Origin of the sequence: Pseudomonas sp. BP11-1-1 (genome assembly GCF_052112105.1) — a bacterium.
In the GTDB taxonomy this organism is placed as follows: domain Bacteria; phylum Pseudomonadota; class Gammaproteobacteria; order Pseudomonadales; family Pseudomonadaceae; genus Aquipseudomonas; species Aquipseudomonas alvandae.
Window position 1 is genome coordinate 449,310 of sequence record NZ_JAUTYU010000001.1, and the last position, 13,537, is coordinate 462,846.

General features: G+C 60.3%; 9 protein-coding genes. 8 read left to right on the plus strand and 1 reads right to left on the minus strand.

The window, feature by feature from the left end; genetic code table 11:
* Positions 1–292: 292 nt before the first annotated feature.
* Positions 293–1,417, minus strand: coding sequence for a polysaccharide deacetylase family protein (locus Q7C33_RS02010; protein WP_030139645.1), 1,125 nt, complete (start codon positions 1,415–1,417; stop codon positions 293–295).
* Positions 1,418–1,771: 354 nt separating this feature from the next.
* Between Q7C33_RS02010 and yaaA the strand changes: the two genes are divergently transcribed.
* The 8 genes from yaaA (at position 1,772) to Q7C33_RS02050 (ending at position 13,535) form a co-directional block, all read left to right on the plus strand.
* The gene (gene yaaA / locus Q7C33_RS02015; RefSeq protein ID WP_030139646.1) at positions 1,772–2,551 is read left to right on the plus strand and encodes a peroxide stress protein YaaA; all 780 of its coding nucleotides are present in this window, start codon (positions 1,772–1,774) and stop codon (positions 2,549–2,551) included.
* 810 nt (positions 2,552–3,361) lie between these two features.
* The gene (locus tag Q7C33_RS02020) at positions 3,362–4,678 is read left to right on the plus strand and encodes a nucleotide sugar dehydrogenase (protein ID WP_030139647.1); all 1,317 of its coding nucleotides are present in this window, start codon (positions 3,362–3,364) and stop codon (positions 4,676–4,678) included.
* Between the two features lie 100 nt (positions 4,679–4,778).
* A complete protein-coding gene (alg8, locus tag Q7C33_RS02025) occupies positions 4,779–6,260 on the plus strand; it encodes a mannuronan synthase (protein ID WP_407682753.1) in 1,482 nt (493 codons plus the stop codon).
* Between the two features lie 35 nt (positions 6,261–6,295).
* On the plus strand, positions 6,296–7,465 hold the full coding sequence (locus tag Q7C33_RS02030; protein ID WP_030139649.1) for an alginate biosynthesis protein Alg44: 1,170 nt from the start codon (positions 6,296–6,298) through the stop codon (positions 7,463–7,465).
* A gap of 15 nt (positions 7,466–7,480) precedes the next feature.
* Positions 7,481–8,965: an alginate biosynthesis TPR repeat lipoprotein AlgK gene (algK, locus tag Q7C33_RS02035; protein WP_217861308.1), complete on the plus strand. Its 1,485-nt coding sequence runs from the start codon at positions 7,481–7,483 to the stop codon at positions 8,963–8,965.
* 5 nt (positions 8,966–8,970) lie between these two features.
* On the plus strand, positions 8,971–10,455 hold the full coding sequence (locus Q7C33_RS02040) for an alginate export family protein (protein ID WP_407682850.1): 1,485 nt from the start codon (positions 8,971–8,973) through the stop codon (positions 10,453–10,455).
* Between the two features lie 26 nt (positions 10,456–10,481).
* Positions 10,482–12,071 (plus strand): mannuronan 5-epimerase AlgG, encoded by a 1,590-nt coding sequence (gene algG, locus Q7C33_RS02045; RefSeq protein WP_198796592.1) that lies wholly within the window; start codon positions 10,482–10,484, stop codon positions 12,069–12,071.
* A 12-nt stretch (positions 12,072–12,083) separates the two neighbouring features.
* Entirely contained in the window at positions 12,084–13,535 is a 1,452-nt protein-coding gene (locus Q7C33_RS02050; RefSeq protein WP_030139653.1) for an alginate O-acetyltransferase, read from the plus strand.
* The last annotated feature ends 2 nt before the right edge of the window (positions 13,536–13,537 follow it).

Sequence of the window (13,537 nt, forward strand, 5' to 3'; positions counted from 1 at the left end):
CAGTGCTGCGCCTCGAGGTAGCCACCGAATTCACCCGCGACGATTCGGGTGAACTGCACACAAACTGGGTCTTGGAAGACGCCACCTGTGTTGCAGGTTTCGGCGGTCTGTCTTCTTGATACTCCAAAACACATGACAGGAAAAAGCACTTTGACGGTTTTTTGAAGTTTATTTTTCAGAGTGACGAATAACCCTTGGCGTACCGTTGCTGCACCGTTAAAGTCGGAAGTCCGGTCGCCATGAAAGCCCGATCGAATTTACCTCCAGCCCAACGTTTACAGGCCTTTCGCATTCAGCGAAACGCGTCCTGGCAATCTTCCCAACCGATCCCGCTTTGCGCTGTTTGCGCGATGAGCCACGGCATAGCCGTTTTGACCGCATCCTGCTTGGCGTTGAAATTGATTACGCCGTGACGCCACAACAGCATCAGGGTCAGCACACGCTGGGCACTCTGCTCGGGCTTGAGGCGGTTGGTGCTGTCCTGGGGATCGATATCCCACAGCGCCACTTGCAGGCCCTGGTTCCGGAAGAACGACTGCGCGTCACCCCGGCGCTGCCCCTGGGGCGGACGGAACAGCGGCACGAAATTCTCCGGCAGCTTGCCCTTGACCAGGTCGACACTGCGCCGCACCGAGTCCTGCCAATCCTGCCAGTAACTGTGGGAACGAAACTCCCAACCCTGCACACCGACGCACTGCCCGGAATAGACCGTCTGGAGATCATTGACCGAGCGATCCGCGAGGCGCGCCTGGATGTCCTTGCCCAACACGAAGAACGTCCCGCTCATGTTCGACTTGCGCAGGTAATCTGTCAGCCACGGCGTGTTGTCCGGCGCGACGTTGGCCCCGCTGTCGAAGGTCAACAGGAACAGCCGGTCATTCATCTGCTCGCCGTTGCGCTCGTAATCGCCGAAACGCTCGATTTCGCTGGTGACCTGGGGAAACAGCGCCGCCTTGCGCAGCAGTTCGTCCCGATACCGGGTGTGGAAGATCCGGCTTGGCTCGGCCCACTTGATGTAATACGAGTTGTCGTCGAGCTGAAACCTGCCCGCCTCTTCCCGCAAGGTCGCCATGTTTTCCACCAGATAGCAGAACGACGCGTCCAGTTCGCAGCTTCGCTGGGCAAAGTTGTAGCTGGACAGCAATCGCTGCCACAGCCGCGCGCGCAGGGCATTGACCGCCGCCATGTTGACCGTGCGCAGCCCCAGGTATTGCTTGAGGGCGATTTCGTCCATGGCATCGGTGTCCAGCAACACCCGGGCAAACATCAGCACCTCGGCCCGGGAGGCCACATCGAACAGCGTCGGGTTGGTGAGCTGCTCGGGCCAGGTGCTGCGGTCCAGGGTGGCGACGTCATTGGGCGCGGCGATGGCACCGAAACTCAACAACCACACCGACAGTAGAAGGACGATACGCAAAAGGGATGTCTCCATAACGAAACCCGCGCGGCATGATAGCTGATCCTGGTGTGGCACCTCTTCGCAAACTGGCGAATAAGCCTCTGTGGCGAGGGAGCTTGCTGTGGCGAGGGGATTTATCCCCGCTGGGCTGCGCAGCAGCCCCAACAAAGGTGCAACCAATCAGTTCCACCAGGCTGTAGATTTTTCAGGGCTGCTTCGCACCCCAGCGGGGCGGTGCGACGTTTCGCTAAATCCCCTCGCCACACAAAACTCGGCAATTCGCGCCTCACCATCCATCCCCTATCACCCCAATAGCTGGAGTCCACCCCGACAACCCCCTAGAATCGCCGCACCCTTAAAGGAGACGTTTGCATGCTGATGGTGATTTCCCCCGCCAAGACCCTCGACTTCGAAACACCGCCGGCTACCGAGCGCTTCACCCTGCCCCAATACCTGGATCATTCCCAGGAGTTGGTCGAGCAATTGCGTGAACTCTCGCCTGCCCAGATCAGTGAATTGATGCACGTTTCCGACAAGATCGGCGGCCTCAATGCCGCGCGGTTCGGCAGCTGGACCCCGGCGTTCACCCCGGCCAACGCCAAGCAGGCGCTGCTGGCGTTCAAGGGCGACGTTTATACCGGCCTCGACGCACAAAGCCTTGGTGAAGCCGACTTCGACTATGCGCAACAACACTTGCGCATGCTCTCGGGCCTTTACGGCCTGCTGCGCCCGCTGGACCTGATGCAGCCGTATCGCCTGGAGATGGGCACCAAGTTGGCCAACGCCCGGGGCAAGGACCTGTACGCCTTCTGGGGCATCCGCATCAGTGAATGGCTGAACGAGGCGCTGGCCGACCAGGGCGACGACCTGTTGTTGAACCTGGCCTCCAATGAATACTTCAGCGCAGTCAAACGCAGCGCACTGAAGGCCCGCATCATCGATACCGAGTTCAAGGACCTCAAGAATGGCCAGTACAAGATCATCAGTTTCTACGCAAAAAAAGCCCGAGGCTTGATGAGCCGGTTTGTCATTGAACAACGCATCAACGATCCAACGGCACTCAAGCAATTTGATGTGCAGGGGTATCGCTACAGCGCCGAGCAATCTTCTTCAGACAAGCTGGTTTTCCTGCGCGACCACGCCCCGCAATAACGCAGCGTCATTTCCGGGCCCCGATAAGGGGCCTCGATCAAAGCCGAATTTGTCATCCAACTTCCCCGCCCTATTCGCCACTTTCTTGGCGTCAACAAAACAAACACTCCCCGCGCTAACTTTTCTTTCACTCGACAAATGTCAGATTTTTCCGTAGTGGCACCGATTTTTTTCTTCAGTACTGGCACAAAACTATCTACCCCCTTTAACTCCCCGAAACTAAAGGGCGAAATCGGTGGTGCTATCAATATGAGAGCAGTGCCATCTAGGCAAATATTTCGAAAAATTTCGAAAATCACGATGAGCGGATCGGAACTATGTGAAATTGCACGGCTCATACCACCCGTAACGATTCTCGCCGAGCGTGTACGAGATAACTTACAAGGCACGTCGTCCGAAGTAACGGAGTTGTAACGACAACTTAGCGAAACGGTCGTCTTATTGGATCCACCCTTAAAGGACGGGAGATAACGCACCATTACTATCCCCTACAAGGCCAAGGCTGCGCCCCTATTAACGTGCTCACCCGAGCACCCAACCTTCTGATTTTGTGGGCTTTTTGCCAGGAGTCTGAAGTGAAAGATCTTTTGCACGAGCGTCCCGCCAACGAGGACTGGCTGCATAACAGGGCAGGTCATAACAACTAGGCCGCTTTGCGCACAACTTGAGTGCACTTATTTAGACACTCGGAACTTTGTATGCCTGCACACGGCACTGTGGCGCCTGCATTTCCACACTTCCGAGTGCACGATGACCGCTGAACACTATTAACTCCGGCCATTTAATGGCGTGAAAACAGAGGTAAATGCGATGCGCATTAGCATATTTGGTTTGGGTTACGTCGGTGCAGTATGTGCCGGTTGCCTGTCTGCACGGGGCCATGATGTAGTTGGCGTAGATGTCGCCAAAGACAAGATCGACATGATCAATGCTGGTAAGTCTCCGATCGTTGAACCGGGTCTTGGCGAGCTGTTGGCGCAGGGCATTCAAACGGGTCGGCTGCGCGGCACTACCAACTTCGCCGAAGCCATTCGCGATACTGACCTGTCGATGATTTGCGTTGGCACGCCAAGTAAGAAGAATGGCGACCTGGAACTGAACTACATCGAAGCCGTGTGCCGCGAGATCGGTTTTGTCCTGCGCGACAAGACCACCCGCCACACCATCGTGGTGCGCAGTACCGTACTGCCAGGCACCGTGGCCAATGTGGTCATCCCGATCCTCGAAGACTGCTCCGGCAAGAAAGCCGGCGTCGATTTCGGCGTCGCGGTCAACCCGGAGTTCCTGCGTGAAAGTACCGCGATCAAGGACTACGACCAGCCGCCAATGACCGTCATCGGCGAGTTCGACACCGCCTCGGGCGACGTCCTGCAATCGCTGTACGAAGAGCTCGACGCACCGATCATCCGCAAGGACATCGCCGTTGCCGAGATGATCAAGTACACCTGCAACGTGTGGCACGCCACCAAGGTCACCTTCGCCAACGAGATCGGCAACATTGCCAAGGCCGTCGGCGTCGATGGTCGCGAAGTGATGGACGTGGTCTGCCAGGACAAGGCCCTGAACCTGTCGCAGTACTACATGCGCCCAGGCTTCGCCTTCGGTGGCTCCTGCCTGCCTAAAGACGTGCGCGCCCTGACCTACCGCGCAAGCTCCTTGGACGTGGAAGCGCCGCTGCTCAACTCGCTGATGCGCAGCAACGAATCCCAGGTGCAGAACGCTTTCGACATCGTCTCCAGCCACGACAAGCGCAAAGTCGCCCTGCTGGGCCTGAGCTTCAAGGCCGGTACCGACGACCTGCGTGAAAGCCCACTGGTAGAACTGGCGGAAATGCTGATCGGCAAGGGCTATGACCTGCGCATCTACGACAGCAACGTCGAATACGCCCGTGTCCACGGTGCGAACAAGGATTACATCGAGTCGAAGATTCCTCACGTCTCGTCCTTGCTCAACTCCGACTTCGACGCGGTGATCGACAGCTCCGACATCATCATTCTCGGCAACCGCGACGAGAAGTTCCGTGCGCTGACCGAGAACGTACCGGAAGGCAAGCAGGTCATCGACCTGGTTGGTTTCATGTCCAAGGCCACCTCCCCGAGTGGCCGGACCGAAGGCATCTGCTGGTAAGTCTGTTAGCCGGCCGGGGCTCGCCCTGGCCGGCCTTTCGCCTGCCTTAACCCATCGGGCCGCCCACAAGGCCCGCCCGAGATAGAGACGGATGCAGATTATGCACAGGCTAAAGCACGGCCTGCTTCAGGCCGCCGGTTGGCTGTTTTACTTGAGTTTACTGATGGGCATCGCCATGGCGCTGCCCACGTCCACGTTCGACTCCGAATCCAAGGATTTCATCTTCCTGATCGGCGCCGTGGGCATCTGGCGTTACTCCATGGGCGCGACGCATTTCGTGCGCGGCATGATCTTCCTGTACATCGTCTACCCACACCTGCGCCGCAAGGTACGCAAGCTGGGCAAGGCGGCGGACCCGTCCCACGTGTACCTGATGGTCACCAGTTTCCGCATCGACGCGCTGACCACCGCCCAGGTCTACGGCTCGGTGATTCGCGAAGCCATTGAGTGCGGGCTGCCGACCACCGTGGTCTGCTCCATCGTGGAAATGTCCGATGAACTGCTGGTCAAGAGCCTCTGGGCCCGCATGAACCCGCCGGAGCACGTCAAGCTGGACTTCGTGCGCATCCCCGGCACCGGCAAGCGCGACGGCCTGGCCTACGGCTTCCGCGCCATCTCCCGCCACCTGCCGGACGATCGCGCAGTGGTCGCGGTGATCGATGGCGACACCGTCCTCGCCGAGGGCGTGGTGCGCAAGACCGTGCCGTGGTTCCAGCTGTTCGGCAACGTCGGCGGCCTGACCACCAACGAGTTCTGCGAAGTGCGCGGCGGCTACATCATGAGCGAGTGGCACAAGCTGCGCTTCGCCCAACGCCACATCAACATGTGCTCGATGGCGTTGTCCAAGCGCGTCCTGACCATGACCGGACGCATGTCGGTGTTCCGCGCGACCGTCGTCACCAACCCGGACTTCATCGCCGACGTGGAAAGCGACTCGCTGCAACACTGGCGCCTGGGCCGCTTCAAATTCCTCACCGGCGACGACAAATCGAGCTGGTTCAGCCTGATGCGCCTGGGCTACGACACCTTCTACGTGCCGGATGCGGCGATCAATACGGTCGAGCACCCACCGGAAAAGAGCTTCATCAAGGCGAGTCGCAAGTTGATGTTCCGTTGGTACGGCAACAACCTGCGGCAGAACTCCCGGGCCTTGGGCCTGGGTCTGCGGCGTCTGGGCCTGTTCACTTCGGTGGTGCTGTTCGACCAGCGTGTATCGATGTGGACGTCGCTGCTGGGCCTGACCGTGGCGATCATCGCCAGCTTCAAGTACGGCACCGCGTTCATCCTGGTGTACCTGCTGTGGATCGGCATCACGCGGTTGATCCTGACCTTGCTGCTGTCGTGCTCCGGACACCGGATCGGCCCGGCCTACCCGGCGATTCTCTATTACAACCAGATCGTCGGTGCCCTGGTGAAGATCTACGTGTTCTTCCGCCTTGATCAACAGTCCTGGACCCGCCAGCCCACCCACCTGACCCGTGATCTCGCCAGCTTTCAACGTTGGTTCAACACTTGGTCGTCTCGGACCATGACCTTCTCCGCCGGCAGCATCTTTGTCGCCGTGCTGCTGACGATGGTCTGACCGGACTTGAATGAATTAACTAGGAAATCGCCCCTATGAACACCGCCGTGAATGTCAACGTAGTGCATGAATCCGAAGCCCAACGCCAACACGCCCGGGTCAAAATCCCGGCCAAGTTGCGTTTCTTCGGCCCTGACCGTACGCCCATGGAAGTCAAGGTCCTGGACCTGTCGGCCGGCGGCCTGTGCTTCAACGCCGGCCAACTGCCGCTCAAGGTTGGCGAGACCTACAAGGCTCGCCTGCAGTTCGTGATCGACAACCTCGGCCTGGCCATGGACGTCGAATTGCAGATCCGTTCCTACGACCGCCAGACCGGCCGCACCGGCTGCCAGTTCCAGAACCTGGAGCCGCGGGACATCTCGACACTGCGTCACATCATCACCTCGCACCTGGCCGGCGACATCGTCGGCGTCGGCGATGTGCTGGCGACCCTGCAGCGCGACAACTTCACCAAGGCCCGCAAGCAGAAAGATGACAACGGTGGCATGACCGCCTTCGGTCGCCTGCGCGCCGTGACCTTCAGCCTGGGCGTATTCGTCGTTGGCCTGGCGGCGTTCGGTTTCATCTTCAAGTCGGTGTACGGCATGTACTTCGTCAGCCACGCGCAGGCCGGCATCGTCAACGTACCGGGCATGGCCATCACCATGCCGCGCGACGGCACCGTGCAGAGCCTCGTCAAGGCCGACGGCGTAGCCGCCAAGGGTGCCCCGCTGGCGACCTTCAGCACCAGCATGCTCGACGTGCTCAAGGGCCACCTGGACGACAACCAACTGCAACCAGCCAAGGTCGAGGAATTGTTCGGCAAGCAGATGACCGGCACCCTGACGTCGCCATGCGATTGCATCGTCACCCAGCAACTGGTCTCCAACGGCCAGTACGCGAGCAAGGGTGACGTGATCTTCCAACTGGTACCACGGGGCACCGAGGCCAACGTTGAGGCACGCTTCTCCTATCGCCAGTTCGGCGACGTGCGTCCAGGCACCCCGGTCAGCTTCCAGGTTGCCGGCGAAGACACCACCCGCACCGGCAAGATTGTCAGCAGCACCAGCCTGAAAAGTGCCGACCTGTCCTCCGACATCCGTGTGCTGATCCAACCTGACGAAGCCCTCGACAGCGCGCTGGCCGGCCGTCCGGTGGAAGTCGTCAGCGATCGTGGCCCAAGCCTGAACTGGCTGATCGACAAAGCCATGGCCGTTGGTCTTTAAGTCGAGGATATGCCCGTGACCATTATAAAAATCCTGAACAGCCCACAGACCCTGTGGGAGCGAGCCTGCTCGCGAAAGGATCAACGCGGTCAGGACGATGCGCCGCAAGCTCGTTCCCAAGTGGGAACCCTCTGTGCCTTGGCATTGGCAGTGAGCCTGGCCGGTTGCGCCGGCCTGCCCGACCAACGCCTGGCCAACGAAGCCCTCAAGCGCGGCGACACGGCGTTGGCGCAGCAGAACTATCAGCAACTGGCAGACCTGGGCTACAGCGAAGCCCAGGTCGGCCTGGCCGATATCCAGGTGGACAGCCGCGACCCCGAGCAGATGCGCAAGGCCGAGGCGACCTACCGCGCCGCCGCCGATATCTCGCCGCGCGCCCAGGCTCGCCTGGGTCGCCTGCTGGTGGCCAAGCCCGGCTCCACCGAGGCTGAAAAACACGAAGCCGAAGGCCTGTTGAAAAAAGCCTTCGCCAACGGTGAAGGCAACACCCTGATCCCGCTGGCGATGCTGTATCTGCAATATCCCCACAGCTTCCCGAACGTCAACGCCCAGCAGCAGATCAGCCAATGGCGCAGCGCCGGCTACCCGGAAGCGGGCCTGGCGCAGATCCTGCTCTATCGCACCCAAGGCACTTACGACCAGCACCTGGACGAAGTGGAAAAGGTCTGCAAGGCCGCCCTGGCCACCACCGACATATGCTACGTCGAACTGGCCACGGTCTATCAGAAACGCGGCCAACCGGAACAGCAGGCCGAGCTGATCAAGCAAATGCAAGCCGGTCACGCCCGCGGCGTGGTCTCGGCCCAGCGTGTGGACAGCGTCGCCCGCGTCCTGGCCGATCAAAGCCTGGGCAAGACTGACGAGAAAACCGCCCAGTCGTTGCTCGAAGGCATCGCTCCCGGCAACCCCGCTTCCTGGGTCAGCCTGGCGCAACTGCTCTACGACTTCCCGGAACTGGGTGACGTCGACAAGATGATGCAATACCTGGAAAACGGCCGCGCCGCCGACCAGCCTCGTGCCGAGCTGTTGCTGGGCAAGCTGTACTACGAAGGCAAGTGGGTACCGGCCGACGCCAAGGTCGCCGAGGCACATTTCCAGAAAGCCGTGGGCCGGGAAGTGGCTGCCGATTACTACCTCGGCCAGATCTATCGCCGTGGTTACCTGGGCCAGGTGTACTCGCAAAAAGCCCTGGACCACCTGCTCAAGGCCGCCCGCAACGGCCAGAACAGCGCCGACTACGCCATTGCCCAGCTGTTTTCCCAGGGCAAGGGCACCAAGCCCAACCCGGTCAACGCCTATGTGTTCAGCCAGTTGGCCAAGGCGCAGAACACCCCGCAGGCCACCGAGCTCGCCCAGACCCTCGAAGCACAATTACCGCCGGAACAACTTGCACAAGCGCAACGCCTGCTACAACAAGAGCAGGCCATTCGCGGCGCAATGAGCCCCGATACGCTTGAACTGCAAGCCCTAAAAGAAGATGACGGCGAGGAACCTCTATGAAGCTTTTGAAGCTCAATCCTTTTGTGCAGGCTGGTATTGGCCTGTCGTTTGCCCTGCTGTGGTCCTGCCCGACCCTGGCGGCGTTGACCGAAAGCAAGAATTTCGGCCTGGAAGTGAAGATCACCGGCCAGTCTGAAGACGACCGCGACCTGGGCACCCAACACGGTGGCGACGTCAACGGTATCGGCCTGGACCTGCGTCCTTGGGTCTATGGCGAAAGCGGTGACTGGAGCGCCTACGCCATGGCCCAGGCCGTCACGTCCACCGACATCATCGAGACCGACACCCTGCAACAGTCCGATGGCGCTACGCAGGAAACCGACAGCGGCGACCGCGAAGCCAAGAAAAGCTACCTGGCCATGCGCGAATTCTGGATTGGCTACAGCGGGCTGACCCCTTATCCGGGCGAACTCTTGAAGTTCGGCCGCCAGCGCCTGCGCAACGACGACGGCCAATGGCGCGACACCAACATCGAAGCCCTGAACTGGACCTTCGACACCACCTTGCTGCGGGCCAACCTCGGCGTGGCCGAGCGTTTCAGCGAATACCGTACCGACCTCAAGGAATTGTCTCCAAAAGACAAGGACCGCATGCACGTCTATGGCGACGTCGGCTATCAGTGGATGCCAGGCCAGTGGGCCAGTATCCGTGCCCACCACAGCCACGACAGCGGCAGCCTCGACTACCCGACCCCGGGCGAGCCCACCGACACCCTGGACAAGACCCAGAACGGTGACTTGACCTGGCTGGGCCTGGAGGCCACCAGCGACGCCTACAACTGGCGCAACACCAACACCGTCAACTATTGGGCAAGCCTCACCGGCATGACCGGCGACCGCGACACCGTCAACGCGCTGAACGCCGACGGCACGCGCCCGGCGCAAGCCAAGCGCAGTGACGACGTCGACGGCTGGGCCACCGACCTGGGTGTCCGCCTGCGCCTCGATCCGCAATGGCAAGTCGGTGCAGCGTATGCCCGGGCCAGCGAGGACTACGAACAGAACGGCTTGCAAAGCAACCGCTCGAACTTCACCGGCACCCGCTCGCGGGTCCACCGTTTCGGCGAGGCTTTCCGCGGCGAAATGGCCAACACCCAGAGCGCCAGCCTGTTCGGTTCCTGGCAATTGCGCGACGAATACGACGCCAGCCTGGTGTACCACAAGTTCTGGCGCGTGGACGGCAACAAGCCGGTGGGCAGCAACGGCATCAATGCGGTGGAAAACAACACCGACGACGTGACCGGCGCCATCCTGTCGACCTCGTCGTTGCCGCTGCGCGACGGTGACAAGGACCTGGGCCAGGAAGTCGACCTGGTCGTCACCAAATACTTCAAGCAAGGCCTGCTGCCGGCTGCGCTGAGTCAGTCCATCGATGAGCCGTCGGCGCTGGTGCGCTTTCGTGGCGGCGTGTTCAAGCCAGGCGACGCCTACGGCAAAGAGGTCGATTCGTACATGCATCGGGCCTTTGTCGACGTGATCTGGCGCTTCTGATGCAAACGACCATGGGAGTGCCCGATATGAACCGCTACCTCAGGAACAGCCAGGCGATGAAAGGTTCGATCAGCCTGTTGGCCGCAGCGATGCTGCTGGCCGGCTCGTCGGCGTTCGCCAACGTTGAACCGGTGGCCAAGCCGGGCAACGTGGTCAAGGAACTGCAACGCGCCAAGACCTACACCGTCAGCAGCGCGCCGACCGCGCCGCTGGAGCTGGCCACGCCTACCCTGCCCGACCTCAAGGGCTACACCGCCGAAGCGGCTGCAGCCAAGATCGTACGGACCAAGGCAGGCAAGGTCAGCGTTCGACGGATGATGCAAGAAGACGCCTTGAAGGACTTCATCGGCGGCGACAACAAGATGGCCGAGTGGGTGGTGCGCCAGCACGGTATCCCACAGGCCATCTTTCTTGACGACGGCTACATGAACCTCAAGGACCTGGTCAAGAAAGTGCCCAAGTACGTCATCGAGACTTCGCCAGGCGTATACCTGGCGAAGATCCCGATCGTCGTCGGTCGCAAGGGCATCCTCGAGATCGACAAACAGACCCAGGAACTGCGCCTGTCCCAGGAGGGCGGGTCGTTCCTGGTCAACGATGGCCAGATGTTCATCCGCGACACCAAGGTCACCGGCTGGCGCGAAAAGGACAATGGCCCCGCCACGTTCCGCTCGCCCAAGGAGTTCCGTCCGTTCCTGCTGTCCTGGGGCGGCACCGAGACCTACATCGTCAACACCAAGATGGCCAGCTTCGGCTATGCCAACAGTAAGTCGTACGGGGTGAGTATCTCCCAATACACGCCGAACATGGCCAAGGTCCTCAAGCGCCCGGAACCGACCGGCTGGATCATCGGTTCCGAGTTCTCGGACATGTGGTACGGCTTCTACTGCTACGAGACCCGCGACTTTGTCATCAAGGGCAACACCTACAAAGACAACATCGTCTACGGCATCGACCCCCACGACCGTTCGCACCGGCTGATCATCGCCGACAACACCGTCTACGGGACCAAGAAGAAGCACGGGATCATCGTTTCCCGTGAGGTCAACGACAGCTTCATCATCAACAACCGAAGCTACGACAACAAACTCTCGGGCCTGGTGATCGACCGTAACAGCGTGAACAACCTGATCGCCTACAACGAGATCTACAAGAACCACACCGACGGCATCACGCTCTACGAGAGTGCCGACAACCTGTTGTGGGGCAACAAGGTGATCAGCAACCAGCGCCACGGCATCCGGATTCGTAACAGCGTGAACATTCGCCTCTACGAAAACCTGTCCATGGCCAACGGCCTGACCGGTCTGTACGGCCACATCAAGGACCTGTCGGACACCGACCGGGACATCAAGCTCGACCCGTTCGACGCCGAAGTGTCGCTGATCGTGGTCGGTGGCGAACTGGCCGGCAACGGCAGTGGCCCGCTGTCCATCGACTCGCCGTTGAGCGTCGAGCTGTACCGCGTGTCCATGCTCGCGCCGACCAAATCCAGCGGCATCAGCTTCACGGGAATCCTTGGCGAACGCCAGGACGAAATTCTCGACCTGCTGGTGCGCCAGCAAAAAGCCGTGCTGATCGACCCCGTTGAACGCCAGACCGAAATGCGGGACTGAGGAATGACCTTTATGAACCCACAGATGATCAAACTTCTGGGCCTTTCCGCCCTGACTGCCGGCATTCTCGCCGCCGCAAGCGGCGCTCGCGCCGATGAAATCAAGGCACCAACGTTCACTGCCGAACCGTGCTGCAACCTGTGCCCGGCTGCCCACGACGCGAAGAACTACACCACGCGTTACCAACAAAACTTCACCACGCTGGTACAGGCCCAGGGCGACTGGCTGTTCCGTACCCAGGAAGACCTGCGCACGGAGTTCAACACCACGCCGGCCGGCTACAAGCGCATGCAGCAGCTGCACGATGCGTTCAAGAAAAAAGGCGTCGAGCTGGTGATCGTCTACCAGCCGACCCGTGGCCTGGTGAACCGCAACAAACTCAACCCCCAGGAAAAGGCTGCCTTCGACTACGAAAAGGCCCTGACCAACTACAAGTCCATGCTGGGTCGTTTCGCGCAGATGGGTTACGTCGTGCCGGACCTGTCACCGCTGACCAACGAAAACCTGCCCGACACCCTGCCGGCCCACGACTTCTACTTCCGTGGCGACCAGCACTGGACCCCGTACGGTGCCCAGCGCACGGCGAAGATCGTGGCCGAGAAGGTCAAGCAGATCCCGGCCTTCGCCGACATTCCCAAGCGTGAATTCGAAACCAAGAAGTCCGGCCGCATGGGCAAGACCGGCACCCTGCACAACATGGCCGGGCAACTGTGCGGCACCAGCTACGCGATCCAGTACATGGACCAGTTCACCACCGAGCCCAAGGGCGAGGCAGGCGATGGCGACCTGTTCGGCGATTCCGGCAACCCGCAGATCACGCTCGTGGGCACCAGTCACAGCGGCAAGAACTACAACTTCGCCGGTTTCCTGGAAGAAGCCATCGGCGCCGACATCCTCAACGTGGCCTTCCCGGGCGGCGGTTTCGAGGGCGCGATGATCCAATACCTGGGCAGCGAGGAATTCCAGAAGAATCCACCGAAGATTCTCATCTGGGAATTCTCGCCGCTGTATCGCCTGGACCAGGAAACCATCTACCGCCAGATGATGGCGCTGCTGGACAACAACGGTTGCGAAGGCAAGCCGGCATTGATGAGCAGCAAGGCCAAGCTCAAGCCGGGCAAGAACGAATTGATGGTCAACAGCAAGAACATGGATCTGCGTAACGGCAGCCACCAGGTCGACATCCAATTCGCCGACACGTCGGTGAAAACCTTGCAAGCCACCCTCTGGTACATGAATGGGCGCCACGAGGACATCAAGATCGAAAAACCGAACACCTCCGAAACCGACGGGCGTTTCGCCTTCCAATTGCGCACCGACGAGGACTGGGCTTCCCAGAACCTCTTGGCTCTAGAAGTCCAAGGGCCTGAAGCCGGCAAGGAGCCATTGCAAGTGGAAGCGAAAGTCTGCAAACGCAACGCATCTCCGCAAGCCGAGCAACAAACGGCTCAAATCGGACAATGAGG

Excerpts from the sequence above, each read along its gene's own strand:
- algG (WP_198796592.1), top strand. The coding sequence starts at position 10,482 with ATGAACCGCTACCTCAGGAACAGCCAGGCGATGAAAGGTTCGATCAGC.
- alg8 (WP_407682753.1), top strand. The coding sequence starts at position 4,779 with ATGCACAGGCTAAAGCACGGCCTGCTTCAGGCCGCCGGTTGGCTGTTT.
- Q7C33_RS02030 (WP_030139649.1), top strand. The coding sequence starts at position 6,296 with ATGAACACCGCCGTGAATGTCAACGTAGTGCATGAATCCGAAGCCCAA.
- yaaA (WP_030139646.1), top strand. The coding sequence starts at position 1,772 with ATGCTGATGGTGATTTCCCCCGCCAAGACCCTCGACTTCGAAACACCG.
- Q7C33_RS02020 (WP_030139647.1), top strand. The coding sequence starts at position 3,362 with ATGCGCATTAGCATATTTGGTTTGGGTTACGTCGGTGCAGTATGTGCC.
- Q7C33_RS02050 (WP_030139653.1), top strand. The coding sequence starts at position 12,084 with ATGAACCCACAGATGATCAAACTTCTGGGCCTTTCCGCCCTGACTGCC.